Source organism: Edaphobacter modestus (genome assembly GCF_004217555.1).
Classification (GTDB): Bacteria; Acidobacteriota; Terriglobia; order Terriglobales; family Acidobacteriaceae; genus Edaphobacter; species Edaphobacter modestus.
Window position 1 is genome coordinate 1 of the sequence record NZ_SHKW01000006.1, and the last position, 18,274, is coordinate 18,274.

Sequence of the window (18,274 nt, forward strand, 5' to 3'; positions counted from 1 at the left end):
CACCGCGGGCGCTTTGCGTCAGTGTGCCGATCATGCTAGCCCAAATCGTCCGCCGGGGCCTCGCGATCACCAGCATCTGGCGAGTCTGCATGCTCGCCTCCGCCTCTTCCGCCATATCCAGGCTGGTGACGATGGCTACCACACGCTCGCTGCCAACCGGGACAATCACAAAACTATTGATAACTGCGATTGAATACAGTCCACCCAGACTGCTTTTGACGTAACTGCTCGTCTCCGGCAACAACTCAACGAGCACCTGATAGGTCTTGACCTTCACCGTTCGGCCGATCGTCCGATCACTTGGCATCAGGCTCACTCGGCTTTTTCAATATCTTTGCCAGCTCTTCATTTGCTTTGGCTTCCGTATTCAACTCGGAGATGTCGGGCATCAGTTTAGTGCTGAAGTCCTGAAGGGTTCCAGCTCCGCTCACATAATTGCCATCTGCCCCTTTTTCACCGCCGACAATAACGAGAATCCGCTTGCTGTCGATCTGTGTCAGGCGCCAAATCTCGTGCTCCTCGCCAGGCTCGCTGCCCTTTGCCGGTTCGATGAGGGAGGGCGTCACGATGACGAGTACGAAGCTCGGAATGCTCAAAGCCTGATAGATGAGCCGGTTCACGTGGCTGTCCTGAAAGCGATAGCCAATGACCAACAAAACACTCTGTTGCTGCGTGATCTGTGCGCTCAGATGCCTGAACATTTCCGAGTAGGGGTATCCGTTCATCTCGGTAACCTTGAGAGGAGATGGGTAGATCATCACATCACCGTATTCCGTGTCCTGCGGACTTCCGTGGCGGATAACGACCTCAGCCCCCTTCGAACCGTGCCGGCGCCAATTAGTGCTTCCGTGGAGTTTGTAAAGATGAATCACACGGTCGACGCGGGTGACGCGGCCCTCCGTCGTCTCGCCGGGATAATAGAGATCGTAGTGGTAGGACTCCGTGCGGAGAGTCCGATTAATGGTCCCGAGGAATCCATCAAAATAGAGCACGCCTAAGTTATCGAGCGCTCGCTCAATCAGCAGGTCATAATTAAGGGTAAAAATCTTTGCCCGTGGCAAAGTGGTGCTGCGCAGCAATATGCGGCGAAGCAATTCTTCGTGGAATCTGAGTTTGGAGTCTTCAGTCTCGCTGACTTCCTTGCACTTAAGGAAAAGCCACTTCTTCAGGAGTTGTTCAAGACTCCTGGCGTCTGAAGCCGAAACGGGTTTGCCGCCTATCGTTGTCTGATGGCCGAGAAGCTGTTCATTCGCCTGAATATTCGCGAGGACGGTCAGCAGCGGCTCAATCCCAATCTTGCCGGCCTTCGGCAGAAGGACCTCGAGCGTCTTGAGCGCGGTCGCCTGGCATGCACTGTCCGTAAGTTGATACTTGGTCTTTGCGAACTCACCTTTAAGACTTCCAGCATCGCCGATGACCGGCGAACCAAGAGGAATACTACAGCCGTTTCCCATGAGGACGGAGAGGTTCCGTACCTCCAGATATTGGCGAAGTCGCTGGATCAGACGGCTATAGTCCTCATCGGTTTTGAGAACGATTGGCGATGAGCCAAGGTAGTACCTGTTTTCACTCACGGCGGAGCCCCGCCGAATTATAGCAGCGCACGTGGTGCAGCCGGACAAACCCAGCTGACACAGCCCCTTCGGAGGTAAGACAGTTGCCAAAGGTCTCTGTGAGGAGTTATGGAATGTGCTTGTACTCAGCAAAAGCAAAAGATGGACGAGACCGTTAGCGGCCTCGTCCATCTACGCCGGCGACGATTACTCGTCGTCGGCTCCGTCAGTAGGATCATCAGCGGCTTCGATCTTTGAGAGCCGCTTCATGCTGATGGCGTGGACCTCTGCTATTCGGTGCTTGAAGGAAGTGTTTTTGACCTCATCTTCTACCTCGCGATACCGCAAAGTGCCTTCAAGGGTGATGAGTTGCCCCTTCTGGAGAGTCTTGGCGAACTTGGAGAGATTTCTCCAGGCATAGACGCGGTGCCACTCGGTGCGGGTTTCGTACTCGCCTTTGTCGTTCTTCCAGCTTTCCTGGGTTGCGATGTTGAGGATGACATACTCTTTGTTGTTTTGAGCGGTTTTGGCTTCTGCGTTCTGTCCGAGGCGGCCGATGAGGATGACTTTGTTGAACATGGTGTTTATCTCCGTTTCTTTTGGTTTGTCCGCTGTCTGCGGTACATGCTTGCCCAACGGGTGTGCCGTCGCGACCCACTCCCTCGGCGACTGGATGGAATCTGCGGAAGGGGACCACAGCTTGCCTGGGGGCAGGAGTCCGCACCTCTTGAGAGGCGCGTAGCGGATTCTTGGAAGGAGAGCGTGCGTCCGAAGGGCGGGGGTGTCTTGAGCGCGGCACGCTGAACGCAGATAGAAAGGCAAACCGGAAGGGAGCTGCCCTGTTCAATGGCCTCTCTCATGGCGCGAGTTGCAAAAGCCAGCTCAGAAACTAGAAGAGTCATTCCACAATCAGGAGGAAGAACGACAAGGGCAAATGCAGCACCGATGCTCATAGGCCGATCCATCTCCTCGCCTTCTCCATCGTCCTTCGGATGTAGGCAGCTCGTTTTGTAGGGCTGGGGTCGCGGGAGAGGTAGTCGTCTTCAAGGGCACATCCGATCCGATCGTCGGTCATGCCATTGGCAAAAGCGGCGACACAGAAAGCGATGTCAGCGGCGGCGGGCCGGTCCTGGTACTTCATAGAAGTTCGGAAGCGCTCAAGGGATAAATTCGATAACCTCGGTTCCCTTTGGGGAGAAAGAGAACGTTGCAAACGCCTCGCCTCGTGTTCATGCTCTCGGGTCTCGTATAACTTCGTTATCTCCTGCTCAAAGGCCTGCGCCATCGGGTACTGCTGTCCGGTGTAGCTGTGCAAACGAACGAAAGGGAAGAGGCCGTCGGCCTTGCGGTATTTTGGCTTGCAATTCGTAAAGCCGGGAAGCCGTCCGAACCGCCTCCAGTCAGCCGCGCTGGGATCGGCATCATATCGTCCCGCCAATGTCTGCGCGGCGAAGGTCCCGAGGAGCTTAGGAAATACCCGTGAGTGCTTGAGCCACGCCTGGAAGTTGCCGGCGCTGGTCTCGATCACGGCACACGGATTGAAGCCGTCTGCCGAGAGTCTGGCGAGCGAGGTCTCGTTGAGATCGTCGAGCGTGGTAAAGCGATGCTCACCCGATGGACGAATGTAGATGTGCGAGCCGTGCGCGTTGCGGTACTTGAGCAGAGAAAGCCTGTCGAAGACCGCCGCGGCCGAGATGCCGTCGAGTCTCGGAAGCATTCCACGCTCATTCAGGACACCGACATCGTAGAGCGGCACCTCGATAGCTGTGAGCATGACGCGAACAGTGGATTCGGTCTTGTCCATCGAAGTCTCCTTCCAGATGCCTTTGGCTTAGGAGGGGTGCAGGGGAGGGAAAGGCCCCGCCGCCCGCCTTGAGTGGGCGAGTCTCGGCATCTACCTTCTAAGCGAGATGAGAGGCGCAGATTTTGACACCATTGCGCACTCTTTTTTGCGGAGACAAATGGAGTGCAAGCGCAACCTCGGGTTAGAGAGGTTGGCTTCCAAATGGAGGGTCATTCTGCCTCGGTGCGTTTGACCTGTTGCGTGGCTGACGAACCCGCGTCCAGGGCAAGGCTCTTCTTAGAAAATCCCTGTGAGCGGCGTCCAGCGATAACCTCGCCTGATGCAGGTCAAAGAGAGAGAAGCAGGTCGAGCATCCACCCTTGATTCCGCCACGCCCGTCTCGCTCCGGGTTGTAACGTGGATGCCGTTCGCACTTCGCCTTCACCCGCTCGGCGACCTTGAGTTTGTAGTTGAACTGAAACATGATCTCCTCCTTTTGGAAAAGAGCGGGAGCCGGTTAGCTGACTCCCGTTGCGGGTTAGGCTGCAACTTGCTTCTTAGCCGTCTTCTTCGCTGCGGTCTTCTGAGCGGCCTTGATCGGTGTGGGTGTCTTCGCTTTCTTGCTTGCCGTCTTCTTGGGTTGTGGGGGAGCAAACACGGCCTCGGCTTCAGTTAGAAAGTCGATTTCGTTTTCGCGCGGAATGGCTGTGTGTCCACTGAAGATAAGCCGGATGGCAAACCCCGTGAGCTTGTCATCTGGTAGTCCACCGATGGTGGATAGCAAAATCTCTTCGGAGGTCTGCTCGTTGTTTTCGTCGTTAGCGGCAAGCTGTTCCGCTATGTCATCAAATGCGTAAGGGTCGATAGTGACGAGGGCGCGGAGAAATACCCTCAACTGCGCTGCGCTGAACATGGCCGGGGCTTTGTCTAGAATTCGGTCAAACTTGGATAGACGCGCCTTCTGCAACTTCTCTCTCCGCGCGCGCTCGGCTTCGTGCTCCTTCTGTTCCCGCTCGAACTGCTGTTTCCGCTCTTTGGCTTTCCGCTCCTGCTCCCGCTCGTACTCCTTTCGTTGTTGTTCGTAGTTGCGCTGGCGTTCCTCGGCCTCTTCCTGTGTCTCGGCTTCGGACGCGGGCGCCATTGTCGGGGCGGGATTGGCGGCTTGTTCTTCTGCTGCTCGTGGGTCGTGTACGGGGCAATCGTCGTCTGTGCATACGGTGAGAGTGGTTCCTACGCGCTTGCCATAGACGATGATTGCGGGTTTCGCGGCTGCACACGGCGGGGCTGGCTCGGCGTCCGGGTTCTCGACTACGGTCTCGATCTCGCGGAAGTGCCCGCGCTGGACAGCTCCGGGCCTCTGCTCTCGTGCGTTCCTCCACGCGTTCTCGATCTGGATAAGCTCGGGACGGGCTGCAATCTCGCGGTCGATGTGGGAAGTGAGCTTGATTTGATAGCAGGGTCCGGCGAGGCACTGATCGCCGTCAGTTACGTCTGAAAAGAGGGAAGTGTTGTATCCGCTGCGACGGGGGCAAGTGACGCAAGCTCCGGCTGCGGGGTTGAGAGTGGGGTCTTCGCGGTCGAATGGTGCATCCGCAAGCGCGAGATAGAGGTTGTTCTGAATCCAAGCGGATACGTGCTTGGCGGGTAGAAGGTGCGGCTCCGCGTCCTGCCAATCCTTGCGCCAGCACTGCTCGAATGCCTCGGCTTGTGACTCCTGCGGCAAACGGGCGATGAGGTTGGCGTGGCTGGCGGTGATGCGCTCCTGCGTGAATGCTTCGGCCACTTCGGGAATAAGTTGCAGAAGAGACAGACGGGCGTAGATGTGGCTTGCACTCTTGCCTGACTTCTCGACCAAGGCGGCTACGTCGTAGCCGGGAATGTCGAGCAACTGTTGGAAACCTTGCGCCTCTTCGTAGGGATGAACGTCGACGCGCTGAGAATTTTCAACCAGAGCCCATTCAAGGGATTGTGCGTCGGTGAGTTCGACGATACGAGACGGGATTGAGAACTGTTCAGCCAGCAACGAAGCCCGATAGCGCCTTGCTCCTGCAACGATCTCAAATCCTTCGTTGTTTGGCCGGACGGTGATGGGCTGAATGAGCCCATGCTGTCGGATGCTGGCTGCGAGTTCCTGCAACTTGGCTTCGTCAAAAGTGCGCCGGGGGTTCGTGGTGGACTCGTGGATGGTATCGATGGCGAGGTACTGAAATGCGCTACTGTTTTGCATGAGTGCCCTCCTTGGGCGGGTTGGGACGCGCGGGGTGGTTGGAGCGGGACGGCCTGAGCCGTCCGCCCTCATGAAGGGAAGAATTGGTTAGCTGGCTTGCGCCAGTGCGGGTTCGGGGTCGGCTTCAGCCTCGCTCTGCTCTGCTGTGGCGGGCGTTTCGATGGCGGAAAGAATCAAGGCTGATGTGCGCTGAATCACTTCCAAACTCTCGGCCAAAAGCGCGGCGTTGCCGTGGTACAGGTGGATGTAGTCGGCTGAGCTTTTTCCAGCGTCGAGGCCGATGGTCTGCGAGACGACAAAGGCGATTGCCTCGGCCTCCGTCTCGCGGACGGTCTTGGTGGTTGCTGTTCTGCGCTCTGCTTTGTGGAGCATTTCGTGTGCGATTTCATGGACTAGCGTGCTGAACTCTTCGGCTGCGGCCTGTCCGGGAAGGATGGCGATGCGGCCTCCGTAGCTCATGCCAAGCGCCGGGGCGATGCTCTCCTTAAACTCAAGCTCGATACCCTGCGCGATCAGAAAGTCGATGAGGCGTTCCCGGTACTCACCCACTTCACCTTTCACCCGCTCAGAGAGATCGGGGAGCGGTGCGCCCTCTGTCTGGCTCACATCGAAGACGTAGGCCGAACGAAAGCCGACGAGTACGGGTTGATTCTGCTTGGTGATGTCCTTCTCGGCTTCGCTGTCCTTCTTCTTCCGAATCCCGATCATGGGAGCGAGAATGCGGATGCCCTTCTGTCCCTTGATGACCTTGCGGCCTAGCTGGTTCCACGCATACATCCCTGCAACGCGGGTTGCATCCGGCCTCTGCCGTGCGATTTCGAGGATGTTCCCGAAGCTGTAGTTATGGAAACGGCCCATTGCGGTGAGGTACGCGGTGAGTCCTTCGCTGTGGCCTGCCTCAAGCTGCTCGATGAGGAGCTTTACGTTGGCGGCAATAACTTCTTTGGCCGTCTGCGCTTTGGAGGTTGAGGGAAGGGAAGTAACATTGCTGGTTTCGTTCGTGGTGGCGTTGCTGCTCATGGGGTGATTCCTCCGTTTTTGAATGGCCTTGCTGTGTTTGCTGACAAACACGCCTTGGCCCTGGCCCACGCCAGCGAGGGCGGCAAGTGCAGGGTGTGGGAAAAGTGGCCGACAGGCTAGCCGCCAGGCCGGAGGAAGCGAATACCTGGAGCTGCACGGAGCTTTTTCCATCACCTTGCGCGCGCCAGGAGCAGCGCTCCTCAGTAAGGTTTGGTTTCCTTGCAAGGCGCGGAGCGGAGGAGATTGCGTTTGCTGTTGTTTTTGCTTTTAGCGGAGGGGCGTTGCGGGGAGGGTGGAGCTCCCTGCTGAGGTGGGTGACGGATGACGGCCAGTGTTTCGCCGTCAGCAGTCGGGGAGGAAACATCCTCCCTCTACTTGGTCAAAGAGAACATTTTCCGAAATCACAATTCATTACAAGCGTGACACGAAAGGCAATGGCTGGCGAACACGTCCCACTCCTCAATCCCAGCAAAAGCGTCGTTTTCGAAATGCACGAAGTCTTCCGGTCGGATGAATTTGAACGAGTCGGGATGAGCGTCTGCGAAAGCCTTCAATAAGACCATCCCCTTAGGGCACGCGGGAAGCGGGAAATCTTCCCCTGGGATGGGTTGCCATTGTGATTCAAACTCGGCTTGCGTCATCTCTGCTTCCATTACCTCCTGTTGTAGAAGGAAAGCCCTCGGTAATTTTAGTTCGCTTTTCCTTCGCCTTCAATGCTATACCTGAATTAAGGTATGGGATGAGTCTAGTTGAACATATTGCTTGAAACTGAAGGTGTTGACAAATAGTGTCAACACCTTCACTCTTGGAAAGTGCAAGCTCATCCAAACGTCTGGTCCGCCCATGAGGCTATTCGTTCACGACGAGAGCAGCTTGGCCTTTCGCAAGCAGTCGTCGCGCAACAACTAGGCGTCACAAAGTCGCTCTTATCGTTGGTTGAAGCAGGTAAACGTCAACCGAGTGAAGAGCAAATTACGGTTCTTAGTTCGCTGTTGAACTTGCCTCCTGATTTACTGATGCTTGGTGCAGGCCGGTTACCAAACGACGTTCGTTCCGTTTTTGAGGCGAATGCGGCCGCGGGTGTAGCTGCAATTCGGCAACGAACCGAGCAACATCCGACAACATATCCCAAGGTGCCTCGTGATGTTCCGGTACCGGGTAGCGGTCAAGCCCGCAGAAATGGTTTAGCAGACCGTATTGTGGTCTCTAAGACCTCCGTCTATCAGCGGGCACACAGCTATCACACCAAGGTTCCGCCCGATGCCATAGTGCCTTTCATCAAAGCATTTACTCGTCCTGGCGATACCGTCTTTGATCCGTTTTGCGGCTCTGGCATGACAGGTGTCGCTGCGTTACTTGCTGATCGGAACGCGCTGTTGTCTGACGTTTCGATTGCAGCAGTCCATATAGCGCGAAACTACACACGGCCCTGTGATCCGAAAGCGTTTGCCGAAGCGCTCAAGACGATAGCTCGACAAATGGAGCCGATCGTCTCTTGGCTGTATCGCCCATTGGGTGCCTCGACGCTCGTTGAGTACACCACATGGAGTGACGTCTTTCGCTGCCATTCGTGCCGCAGCCGGATCGTCTATTGGGAGAGCGTTCAGAAAAATGGATCTGTAGACGGCGATAGAGTTGCATGTTCCGCTTGTGGAGAGCGTTTTCGAAAAGCCGATTTGCAGTGGATAGGTGAACAGCCAGTTCTAACCCAAACGTCGTCGGGCTCAAGCCGAATCGACAGCCACGCTCCTACAGTTGAGGAACTTGCACTAATCGAAGAATCTGAAAAAGCACCTATTCCATACTGGATTCCAGTTGTTTCCTTCGGACACGAAAGGGAGATGTGGCGAGCCTCGCATCGTTCGATGGGGGTGACGGGGGTTGCGGAGTTTTTCTCAAAGAGGAACCTTCATGTTTTGGCCGCACTCCGCCACACGATTCTGCAGGTGGCGGATGAACGGGTGCGAGAGGCCCTTCTGTTCGCCTTTACAGCATGTGTGAATAGGGCCTCGAAGCGGTATCAGTGGAATGCTAAGAGACCGACGAACGTAATGACCGGTACGCTATACATCTCTTCGCTGCGGTACGAGTGGAATGTTTGGAGCCTCTTTAGGCGGAAGGCTGCTGATGTACTTCGCTTTTACGAACAGTTCCCCAAAACGACAGCAGTTGCCGACGTGTTTCAGCGTTCGGCAACTGATCTTGATTGTCTTCCAGATGGTTCCATCGATATGGTTTTCATGGACCCCCCCTTTGGCTCAAATATCTTCTATGCCGACTCTTCGCTGCTTTGGGAATCCTGGCTGGGAGCTTTGACAGATGAATCTTTGGAAATCGTGGTCAATAAACACCGTGCGTCAGGAACTGGAGGTAAAACCCTCAATCAGTATGGCTCCCTGATGTGCGAGGCCTTCTCCCACAGTGCTCGCATTTTGAAACCAGGAGGTCGAGCCGTGCTTGCATTCTCGAACTCGGATGACGCGGTATGGACCTCAGTACAAAAGGCGTTAGCGGATGCCGGTCTACAAACGGAGACGGTGCATATCTTGGACAAGGGACAGCCATCTATCAAAGGTGTCAAAGGATTGAACGGTAAAGAAAATGTGACCTGCTTGGATCTAGTTCTCTGTCTCAAAAGGAAGGGGAAAGCCATGCAAATGCCGGTTCCATTTCCGCCACCCTCGACGTTCATAGAAGATTCGATTCGCAGTGTTGTTCGAGATACTCGCTTGCGGACTGACGAGATTTATTCTGCCGTTCTGCGAGACGTAATGGCATCTCAGTATTCCGTTTCGGGTATCACAATGCCGATGATCGCAGAGCGGTGCCGATCTGCAAACCTGATCGAAACTGACGGTTTTTGGAGTTGGCCAGAGATGACATCCGCTACAGAAGGAGTATCTGATCAGGTGTTTCTGAACGGGTACTTGTCGGCGCCTGGCGCACTGCCGGTCAGCAAGTCGAAGGAGACCTGCGACGAATCGATCCAATCAATTCGCGTCGAGGGCGGACGCAACAGTGCCTTTTACACAGCACACAGTTACCACACGAAGGTTCCACCCGAAGCTATCCATCCATTCATTGAGCATTACAGCAAACCGGGCGACGTTATTCTGGACCCGTTTTGTGGTTCTGGTATGACAGGTGTTGCTGCGGCGCTGGCTGGCCGGCGAGCGATCTTAAATGATCTTTCCCCTGCAGCGGTTCACCTCGCGTGGAATCATACTCACCCATGCGATCCGGTGGCTCTGATGGAAGGCTTTGATTTACTCGAACGCAGGCTTGGTAGAATGTTTCGGGAACTCTACAGCACTGAACATTCAGATGGAACGCCTGGACTCATTCATTGGACCCTGTGGAGCACTGAGCATTCTTGTCCCTTTTGTAAAAAATCGTTCGCGCTCTGGGATGCGATCGATCACAAAACAGGCAGAGTCGGGCCGACTATAGATTGTCCACTTTGCAGCACAGAGATTAGCCGTAAGGACCTCAAGGCTGGCAAGAGTAGACCCGCTTGGATCGCATATGAGCTTCCTGATGGCAAGCGTCACGAGAAAGCTGCGTCATCTAGAGATATCGCAAAGGCTCTTAAATTCAAGCGTGAGGATATCGCGGCCTGGACTCCCGACATTCCGCTTGGGGCGGATCGTGAAATGTACATCCGTTGTGCGCTCAAACTCAAGGGCGTGTCATCCGTTGCGGATCTTTATACCCCTCGAAACCTACATGCCCTAGCCCTGCTCTGGAGAGAGATCGGTCTAATCAAAGACGATCGTATAAAACGTGCCTTGGCCTTCGCCTTTACGAATACTTCTTGGCATGGAAGTCGTATGCGTCGCTTTAATGCGAGAGGCGGTCAACGTCCCCTAACAGGAACGCTTTACATCCCTCAACTCTCTTCCGAAGCAAATGTGTTTGAGGTGATGCGAAACAAAATGGCGCAATTGCAAAGGTACTACCGTAGTTTCCGCCCTCGTATTGCTGAGGCTCCGAGTGTCACGTTGGGCAGCGCTACAAAGCTTGCAAATGTTCGAAGTGGGAGCGTCGATTATGTTTTCACCGACCCGCCATTTGGATCGAACATCTTCTACGCGGACTGCAATCTCATTTGGGAGTCTTGGTTAGGAACGCTTACGAACACTGAGGATGAAGCTGTTGTTAATCGTTCTCTTGCAGTCGAGAACGGCGGTAAGTCTTTGGAGCAATATGGTGTCTTAATTTCGTCCGCACTTGGCGAAATCTCCCGAGTTTTGAAGCCTGGAGGATGGGCAACTATCGTATTCCACAACACTGATGCTGCGGTATGGCAGGCCATCAAAGATGCGGCTTTTGTGAACGGGTTTGAGTTCCATGAAGCTGCTTCGCTTGACCGAAAGCAACAGAGTCATAAGGGCTATAAGGGTAGGGGTGGGGAAGAGGACGTTGCTCATTTCGATGTGATCTTCAATCTGCGTAAAGCAATTATCGCGAGCAAGACACCTGCCTCTAAGTCAAAGAGGAACCGGCCTCACGCCCTGCGAATGCTGAGTGAGCTAGTTGCTTCTATCGTTCGAGAAGAGCCAACCTCGGAGCGTGGTCTTCAGGGCGTCCACGCAGAAGTCATGAGGCGCTTGGCTTCTCATGGTGATTCTGAGTTCGTTGACTATGCTGACGTGCGCGCGATTTGGGAGAGTCTGCCGAAAGGAGAGCTTGCGCTGAGTCGTTGATTAGTCGACGTATACCCAGCTGCAGAACTCACTCATGCCTAGCCTCTCGACTCAGACAAATCCAAAACTTTCGACTGAGGAACTTCATAAAATGTTCCTCAGCGCGCTGGATGGCTTCGTTGCGTCTCATAGTGACGTCACCCTGAAGCCTCTTGAGGTGGATCTGGTCGGCCAGCTTCCGCCAAAGTTACGAGTTTACTTATATAACGCGACATATCCACCCGGTGGGCGGGGCATGGGGGAACATAAGATCCAACTGATCGTGCCAGGACAGGCGCGCAATGAACGAGGAAATTTCAATAGTTCCGGTGGGCGGATCCCCTTACTTGTTGGTTATCGTCCCGATATCAAAGTCTTCGTACTTTGGGACGCAGAGATGTATCCGGATTTCGCATACTCGCGCAATGTACAGGTGCTGCCAGAGACGATTTATGAAGCCTTCGCTCAAGGACTTGGTAGGCAAATCCGTAGACTAGGGAGCGGGCAAGCTGAGGTCGTGATCGCGGCTGAGGCACGCCAACTCAGTGATGCCATTTTGGAGCGTCAGAAAGAGACCTTAAAGCGACTCTTCGGAGCGCAAGGATGAATGGACTCGCAAGCCTCCCGCTGAGAACGGAATATCGTAAGGGGCGAGATGACATCGCAAAAGATTTCTACCTGCCGTGCATGAGCATTGCGGATGAATATGACAGGGCGGTCGGATTCTTCAACAGCGCAATCTACGTTCTGGCATGGCCAAGTCTCAAAACGTTCGTGAGCCGACAGGGCAAGATGCGTTTGATCTGCTCACCAGTAATGCAGGCTGATGACATTGCGGCTATAGAGAGCGGATATTCGCAAAAGCAAGAAGCCCACAATGCGGAGGCGCTCAGAGAAGACATTCGCTACATGCTCTCTACACCATATCTCCACAAGCCAGCTGTCGTGCTTGCCACGTTGATTGCTCTTGAAGTGATTGACGTAAGAATTGCATTCATGAGTTCGGGGTCGCAGCATCGACGTCTGTTCCACGACAAGTTGGGCATATTTCACGATGGTTTCTCTAATACGATCTCGTTCAAAGGTTCAATGAATGAAACGTGGTCAGGACTTTCCGCGGACGGCAACCTTGAGTCAGTGGATGTGTTTCTCTCTTGGGAGCACGCGAGAGAGGCGGCCCGAGTAAAGGAGAACGAGGAGTATTTTGAGTCCCTCTGGCGGAATGAATGTGATGGTGTCACCGTCAGGAAAATTCCGGATATAGCGCATTCTGAACTGGTAGCGGCCTCTGACCCGCAACGCTGGCCGGAGATGGTCGATCAGATTTGCCAAGAAATCGAAGCAGCCCAAAAATTTGAAGCACGCCAAACAGCTGGCAGCAAGACTCTGCGCCCTCATCAGAGTGCTGCCCTCAGCAGCTGGGAAGCTCGCGGAAGACGGGGAATTCTAGAGCACGCCACAGGGAGCGGCAAGACTTTTACTGCAATCTCCGCGATCCGAGATGCACTGGGCAAGGGTGAGGTTCCACTTGTCTTAGTTCCAAGTGAATTGCTACTTCTGCAATGGGACCGCGAAATCCGTGACGCTCTTTCGGATCTGGAGCCTCAGATTCTCAGATGTGGGGCAGGGAATACCAAGTGGCGTGACAACCTATTGGGACCATGGACAAGACCTGGTTCAGACACAGTGCGTATCGTTCTAGCAACGATGCAGACCGCGTCGATGCCAGAATTTCGTAGCGCCGTTAGACAAGGTGCGCACCTCTTCCTTGTTGCTGATGAAGTTCACCGGATAGGAAGTTCGAACAACCTCCAACTGCTGATCCTGGAGACTGGCCCACGGTTGGGCCTTAGCGCAACTCCGAGGAGAGCCGGCGATGAGGAGGGAACCAGAAAGACGCTCGAATACTTCGAAGGGATTGTTCCCCCACCGTTCACCCTGCAGGACGCAATCAAATCAGGCGCCCTGACGCCCTACTTCTATCACGTCCACACAGTGAGACTCACTGCAGTAGAGCAGGAGACTTGGGATGAGATCACGAAGCGGATAAAGCGGCTTTGTGCGCAAGCGGCTTCGAATAAAGAAAACAACTCAGGTTCTGAGCAGCAGATCAAGTACCTCCTAATTCAGCGGAGCCGAGTGCTGAAACAGGCGAACGGGAAGGTAGCGATTGCGGCATCCATTCTTCAGAACCAATATCGTCCAGGCGATCGGTGGTTGGTGTACTGCGACGATCTCTCCCAGCTTGGCGAGGTGCAGGGAGCCCTGAACAGCCTCGGCCTGAACAGTATGCAGTACCACTCGTCGATGGAAGGTGATAAGGAACAAACCGTACGTCTCTTTGAGGCGAATGGCGGGATCATTGTGTCGATAAGGTGCCTTGATGAGGGTGTCGATATTCCCTCAGTTACACATGCCCTTATACTTGCATCTTCAAAGAATCCTCGTGAGTACGTGCAGCGGCGAGGACGCGTGCTACGCCGTTTTCTTGGAAAGAGTGTCGCAAACATCCATGATGTTCTTGTTTTACCGTCAATCTCGGAAGAAGCGTCGGCAGGAGAAGATCCACGAGTGAACATCGTCGCTGGCGAGATCGCAAGGTCTTTGGAGTTCGGTCGATCAGCTATGAATCCAGCTGCAATCACAGATTTGGAACGGATAGCCCTTACGTTTTCGAATGACTACAAAGCGCTGCTGGGCGAAGGTTATGAGGACGAAGAATGACGCCTGATGAAGAGTTGCTTGACACGATTGAGGAGATTAGACGAGAGCGCTTTCCGAACCTCTCGCCAAGTCTAGTGAAGGCGATTGTCGCAGTAGAACAAGAGTTCCCAGACAACCGTCCTGAAGCCTTCAGGCGTATCTCAGATGCTATCGATGAGCAGTTGAACCACAAGGGAGAGGCCTAGTCATGCTTTCGATAAGAAGTATTAGACTTGCCAATTTCGGCCCGTTTAAGGGTGAGCAGCGAATCGAAGTTCCAGCGGCGAGCGGAGTGTCGATCATCTACGGGGAGAATATGCGCGGGAAGACGACGCTTCTGAACGCGATTCGATATGCGCTCTTCGGAAAGGTGATAACGAGAGGCGCGAGCCAAATGGCTCTCCATCAAATAGGGAACTGGGAAGCCGCGAAAGATGGCATTTACGGCTTCAAGGTTGTGCTGGAGTTTGAGCACGAAGCGTCGTCATACGAGTTGACGAGGGAACACCGCCCAAGAGCAGGGATTGCGGTTCCTCAAAGTGATATCGACTATCAGCAAGATTGCTTTCTTCGTAAGAATGGCGATGTGCTGAGTCCTGACGCCCGCGACGCGGCTATAGCTCGAATCATGCCGGAGACCGTTTCCCGCTTCTTTCTTTTCGATGGCGAACTTCTCCAGCAATACGAGGAATTGCTGCACAACGAGAGCGATATGGGCCGCAGCATCAAAGAGGCTATCGAGCGCATTCTTGGAGTTCCGGTACTTACGAACGGCCGTCTCGATCTCACCGAACTCGCAAAAGATGCGCAGAAACGCGAGGCGAAAGCTGCCCAAAAGAACCAAAAGACACAGACGTTAGGCAATCAGCATGAGGCCCTTCTTGTACAGAGAGACGGGCAACAGCAAGAGGTTGACAGGCTTAAGGGAGAAATGGAGTCGTTGCGACTAAACAAAGCGGCGCTCGAAGATCAGATGCGCAAGACTCAGCGCACCAAGGGACTTCTGGACGATCGCCAGAGACTTGAAGATGCGATCACGGTCGCAGAGGCCAAGTTGAGAGAAAAAGAAGATCGACGCAAAGAGCTTCTCACGATGGCTTGGAAAGGCCTGCTCACTGGTCGAATCGCGCAGATACGAGTCGCCCTTGAACAGGATCTAAGGGCTCTCCGGGATAGATACCAAAGGGCTGTTATTTCTTCCGATGTAGTCGGCAAGCTTCGAGAGGCATTGAAGGCCGGCGAATGTTCGACGTGTGGCAATGATCTGTCCGCAGCCGCATCTGAACGGCTGGCAAAGCTAATCGCAGACGGCGAAACGAATGAAGACCATGTTCTTCTTGAAGCTGGCATTCAGGAATTGGACAGGCGCATCACCGCGCTCAAACAAAGCGAGGCTGGCAGTGGTGTTGAAGTGCTTCAGGAGATTCAGAATGCAATTGACGATCTCAGAATTGAGAAAGCATCTGCCGAAGACAGCCTCGCTGATATCAGAGAGCAGACCAAAGACCTGGATGAAACTGAAGTTCGGAGACTGTACTCTGATTTTGAGAAAACGGTGTCGGAACTCACCATTCTGCAGTTGGGCGTAAAGAAGCAGGAGGAAGCTCTCCGGACGGCTAATGACAACATCAGCAAGGTAGAAGCTGAGATGGCGAAATTTTCCGACATCGATCTTGGTACCGAGCGGGCTCGGAAAGAAATGTGCGAGAGTTTGCGGACGCTTTTCGCTGCTGCAGTCGATGCTTACCGCGAACGTTTGCGTGCAAGGGTCGAGCGAGATGCGACCAGCCTTTTTGTGAAACTGACGAGTGAACCTGAATACACGGCGTTAAGTATCAACGACAGCTACGGCCTCACGATTGTGCATGAGGATGGATCACAGATACCCGTAAGATCGGCTGGGGCCGAACATATTGTCGCTCTTTCGTTGATGGGTGCCCTTCAGCGAAATGCTCCCTTAAGCGGACCAATCGTTATGGACTCTCCGTTTGGACGCCTCGATGATGTTCACACAACAAAAGTGGTTCAAGCACTCTCAAGTATGGCGGATCAAGTGATGCTTCTTGTCTACGAGTCCGAACTGAATCCGACACAAGCTCGCAATCAGCTTCAGGGCTCCTTGCGAAAGGAATACCGCATCGCGCGACTCACAGCCCGGCATTCAGAGCTGCAAAGCATCGTTTAGGAGGAGAGAGTGATGGCTGAAGACAAGAAGACGATCGGTCTGACCGACAGTGGTAAGGCAACAATGGAGCAGATGGTGGAAGTTGTTGGGTTCAAGAGGGACATGGATGCCGCCAAGTTCGCGTTTGCCTTTGCTGTAGAACAAGGTTGCGAGCCAGGTCCAATCGAAGGCACCGGAACAATCTGGAATGTTGGCACCCTTGATGAGGGCGGAGATCTTAAAGCGCTAATTCAAAACCTCTATCCTCAAACGCAGTTTCCCTATCGTGCTCTCGAATCGTTGATGGATACTGGTTTCGGCTTGCTCGCGAAAGAGATGGCATCTGCCTCTGGACTGCGGATTGAGCGCATACTTCAGCGAGCTACAGACGCCGCAAAGGGATCTCAACCTGGTTGATTGTGCAGTTAACCTCATAGCCCTACGCGAAGTTTGTGGCACCCTTAATAACAAGATTCTTCTTCAAGAAATCGGGCCGGGGAGCGTATTTAGCATCCGCTGGAAGATGGATCATCTGACCTACCCTCGCAACTTTGAAGAAGGCGTCAAGTCCACTTGAAAGAGAGGCTTTTGTGAGTGCCGTTACCATCGCGGTGTTACGCAGAATCCGGCCTGTCGCGTCAATTGCCAACAGTCCTCGGTCATAGGCCTCATGGTGCAGTACGCAAAGGCAGAGGCCATTCACGGTTTCATCGGTTCCGCCTGAAGCTACGGGAACAATATGACTTCCGTGGACCAGTTTTGCTTGAAGACCGCATATTGCACATCGATAACCGTAAACATGCATCACGTTTCGGCGAAAGTTCTGATCACGAACCCACCGTGCGACTGTTCTTAACGCCTTCTTGCGGTTGGCGGCCACCCCAGTCAGATCATTAGCGTCAAGATTTGGCTTGCTGAAGTCCAGCTTATTTACTTTGATAGCTTCGGTAGTAGCCAGAGGAGATCCCGCCGAGTGATACACAGGGTAGAGCGTTTCTATGAATTGACCCAAGTTTTCAGGTCGAAACGCAAAAACAATTTCTGCGTGACCGCCAGCAAGTTCCTTCGTTTCTGAAGCAAGTCCGTCTAGCTCGGCCTTCAACAGAGTCGGTGCTTGGACCTGGATTGAAGGCGAGGAGCCAAAATTCTTGTGACTCCGAGCATCAAAAGCCGCAATCACAGTACCTGATTCCGGCAGCTCTGCGACACCTAGCAGGAGAGTTTTACGTTCTTTCTGAAACGAGATATGTGACACTCCGGTGATCTGAATCCTGTATTCGTCGGCAGAACGGCCCTTTCCTCCGTGAGTTATGTTCCAGGCGTAAACCAGCAGCCGCTCCTCTCGGAGAGAGGTGCGGACCGATATCTCAAAAGGGTGAACAGCGCCCGCGTATTCGATCGCATATCCGGAAGCTTCCAGTGCGTCAAGGACCACTTGACGCAAACGCGCCTTCGCTAAACGAGGCATTCAATCTCCAGTGGTGCTAGTCGGTGCAGCTGCCTTTGTCGGCTCGAACCATAGTAATTCAGCCTCCAACTTGCCAACTCCGTACTGTTCCGCGAACGTGCGTTACTCATCTAAATCCAAAGCCACCGTTGTAGAAGATAGTGGTTGCTCACCTGGCTCCATCAGCCCCCAGCTTGTCCAACACGTCCGGGGGCGAGAGAATAGAGAGCGAGGAGAAGTGAAGACAAAGACGGGATGAAGAGGCCAGTACAACGCGCAATATGCTGTCCTTGCGGGGATGAGAAGATCCTCGCCCTGGGCCTCTGCGCGACCTGCTACACGCTGAAGCGGCAGGATGCCGAGTATTTTGGCGGCCTGCGAGAGCAGGTCTTAGAGCGCGATGGATACGCCTGTAGGGTGTGCGGTGATCCAGATCCCGGAGTTCATCATCGGGAACCGGGCAAGTCTGTGCTGCATCTGATGATCGCACTCTGTGCGGGATGTCACGCGAAGGTTCACCGGACGAAGGCTGTCCTTACAGAGTTTCCGCCACTTTTGCTGGTCCTGTGGCGAGAACAGCATCCCGAAGGCCACGAACAGACGTACTTTGATTTCAACGTTCGCAAACCAGCGGCTCAGAGTGTGCCACTGAACTTTGAGCTCTCCCAGAAACATTGAGCAGGGGGTATCCA

16 protein-coding genes are annotated in these 18,274 nt (G+C 54.1%); 7 read left to right on the forward strand and 9 right to left on the reverse strand.

Translation table 11 applies throughout. The annotated features are described in order from the left end of the window. From BDD14_RS29050 to BDD14_RS29085, 8 genes are all read right to left on the reverse strand, one after another. Window positions 1-307 (reverse strand): hypothetical protein (locus tag BDD14_RS29050; RefSeq protein ID WP_207231930.1); only part of this gene is annotated, 307 nt, incomplete at its 3' end. Next, on the reverse strand, window positions 297-1,574 hold the full coding sequence (locus BDD14_RS29055) for an SIR2 family protein (protein ID WP_165420390.1): 1,278 nt from the start codon (window positions 1,572-1,574) through the stop codon (window positions 297-299). The genes BDD14_RS29055 and BDD14_RS29050, both read right to left, overlap by 11 nt. A 186-nt stretch (window positions 1,575-1,760) precedes the next feature. Further along, complete coding sequence (locus tag BDD14_RS29060) at window positions 1,761-2,132, reverse strand: single-stranded DNA-binding protein (protein ID WP_130424747.1); 372 nt, start codon at window positions 2,130-2,132, stop codon at window positions 1,761-1,763. A gap of 370 nt (window positions 2,133-2,502) precedes the next feature. Beyond that, window positions 2,503-3,357 carry a RepB family DNA primase gene (locus tag BDD14_RS29065; RefSeq protein WP_130424749.1) on the reverse strand — a complete coding sequence of 285 codons (855 nt, stop codon included), beginning with the start codon at window positions 3,355-3,357 and terminating at the stop codon, window positions 2,503-2,505. A 181-nt stretch (window positions 3,358-3,538) separates the two neighbouring features. After that, window positions 3,539-3,820 (reverse strand): hypothetical protein, encoded by a 282-nt coding sequence (locus BDD14_RS29070; RefSeq protein WP_130424751.1) that lies wholly within the window; start codon window positions 3,818-3,820, stop codon window positions 3,539-3,541. 54 nt (window positions 3,821-3,874) lie between these two features. After that, window positions 3,875-5,563, reverse strand: coding sequence for a ParB/RepB/Spo0J family partition protein (locus BDD14_RS29075; protein WP_130424753.1), 1,689 nt, complete (start codon window positions 5,561-5,563; stop codon window positions 3,875-3,877). Window positions 5,564-5,650: 87 nt separating this feature from the next. After that, window positions 5,651-6,583 (reverse strand): ArdC family protein, encoded by a 933-nt coding sequence (locus tag BDD14_RS29080; protein ID WP_130424755.1) that lies wholly within the window; start codon window positions 6,581-6,583, stop codon window positions 5,651-5,653. A 401-nt stretch (window positions 6,584-6,984) separates the two neighbouring features. Continuing rightward, window positions 6,985-7,236 (reverse strand): hypothetical protein, encoded by a 252-nt coding sequence (locus BDD14_RS29085; protein WP_130424757.1) that lies wholly within the window; start codon window positions 7,234-7,236, stop codon window positions 6,985-6,987. A gap of 159 nt (window positions 7,237-7,395) precedes the next feature. Here BDD14_RS29085 and BDD14_RS29090 point away from each other — a divergent pair, with 159 nt between their 5' ends. From BDD14_RS29090 to BDD14_RS29115, 6 genes are all read left to right on the forward strand, one after another. Further along, entirely contained in the window at window positions 7,396-11,289 is a 3,894-nt protein-coding gene (locus BDD14_RS29090; protein WP_130424759.1) for a DNA methyltransferase, read from the forward strand. Window positions 11,290-11,380: 91 nt separating this feature from the next. Continuing rightward, window positions 11,381-11,875, forward strand: coding sequence for a hypothetical protein (locus BDD14_RS29095; RefSeq protein ID WP_130424761.1), 495 nt, complete (start codon window positions 11,381-11,383; stop codon window positions 11,873-11,875). A gap of 704 nt (window positions 11,876-12,579) precedes the next feature. Further along, entirely contained in the window at window positions 12,580-13,992 is a 1,413-nt protein-coding gene (locus tag BDD14_RS29100; protein ID WP_242618371.1) for a DEAD/DEAH box helicase family protein, read from the forward strand. Beyond that, window positions 13,989-14,177 (forward strand): hypothetical protein, encoded by a 189-nt coding sequence (locus BDD14_RS29105; protein ID WP_130424765.1) that lies wholly within the window; start codon window positions 13,989-13,991, stop codon window positions 14,175-14,177. Before BDD14_RS29100 ends, BDD14_RS29105 begins: the two co-directional genes overlap by 4 nt. A 2-nt stretch (window positions 14,178-14,179) precedes the next feature. Continuing rightward, complete coding sequence (locus BDD14_RS34875; RefSeq protein ID WP_130424767.1) at window positions 14,180-16,156, forward strand: AAA family ATPase; 1,977 nt, start codon at window positions 14,180-14,182, stop codon at window positions 16,154-16,156. A 12-nt stretch (window positions 16,157-16,168) separates the two neighbouring features. Then, a complete protein-coding gene (locus BDD14_RS29115; protein WP_130424768.1) occupies window positions 16,169-16,552 on the forward strand; it encodes a hypothetical protein in 384 nt (127 codons plus the stop codon). Between the two features lie 22 nt (window positions 16,553-16,574). On the opposite strand, the gene BDD14_RS29120 is transcribed toward BDD14_RS29115, so the two are convergent. Then, window positions 16,575-17,603 (reverse strand): HNH endonuclease, encoded by a 1,029-nt coding sequence (locus tag BDD14_RS29120; RefSeq protein WP_130424769.1) that lies wholly within the window; start codon window positions 17,601-17,603, stop codon window positions 16,575-16,577. A gap of 234 nt (window positions 17,604-17,837) precedes the next feature. Here BDD14_RS29120 and BDD14_RS29125 point away from each other — a divergent pair, with 234 nt between their 5' ends. Continuing rightward, window positions 17,838-18,260: an HNH endonuclease gene (locus tag BDD14_RS29125; protein WP_130424771.1), complete on the forward strand. Its 423-nt coding sequence runs from the start codon at window positions 17,838-17,840 to the stop codon at window positions 18,258-18,260. The last annotated feature ends 14 nt before the right edge of the window (window positions 18,261-18,274 follow it).

Coding starts and splice junctions, on each gene's coding strand:
- BDD14_RS29060 (WP_130424747.1), bottom strand. CDS start 2,132: ATGTTCAACAAAGTCATCCTCATCGGCCGCCTCGGACAGAACGCAGAA.
- BDD14_RS29065 (WP_130424749.1), bottom strand. CDS start 3,357: ATGGACAAGACCGAATCCACTGTTCGCGTCATGCTCACAGCTATCGAG.
- BDD14_RS29070 (WP_130424751.1), bottom strand. CDS start 3,820: ATGTTTCAGTTCAACTACAAACTCAAGGTCGCCGAGCGGGTGAAGGCG.
- BDD14_RS29075 (WP_130424753.1), bottom strand. CDS start 5,563: ATGCAAAACAGTAGCGCATTTCAGTACCTCGCCATCGATACCATCCAC.
- BDD14_RS29080 (WP_130424755.1), bottom strand. CDS start 6,583: ATGAGCAGCAACGCCACCACGAACGAAACCAGCAATGTTACTTCCCTT.
- BDD14_RS29085 (WP_130424757.1), bottom strand. CDS start 7,236: ATGGAAGCAGAGATGACGCAAGCCGAGTTTGAATCACAATGGCAACCC.
- BDD14_RS29095 (WP_130424761.1), top strand. CDS start 11,381: ATGTTCCTCAGCGCGCTGGATGGCTTCGTTGCGTCTCATAGTGACGTC.
- BDD14_RS29100 (WP_242618371.1), top strand. CDS start 12,580: ATGGTCGATCAGATTTGCCAAGAAATCGAAGCAGCCCAAAAATTTGAA.
- BDD14_RS29105 (WP_130424765.1), top strand. CDS start 13,989: ATGACGCCTGATGAAGAGTTGCTTGACACGATTGAGGAGATTAGACGA.
- BDD14_RS34875 (WP_130424767.1), top strand. CDS start 14,180: ATGCTTTCGATAAGAAGTATTAGACTTGCCAATTTCGGCCCGTTTAAG.
- BDD14_RS29115 (WP_130424768.1), top strand. CDS start 16,169: ATGGCTGAAGACAAGAAGACGATCGGTCTGACCGACAGTGGTAAGGCA.
- BDD14_RS29120 (WP_130424769.1), bottom strand. CDS start 17,603: ATGCCTCGTTTAGCGAAGGCGCGTTTGCGTCAAGTGGTCCTTGACGCA.
- BDD14_RS29125 (WP_130424771.1), top strand. CDS start 17,838: ATGAAGAGGCCAGTACAACGCGCAATATGCTGTCCTTGCGGGGATGAG.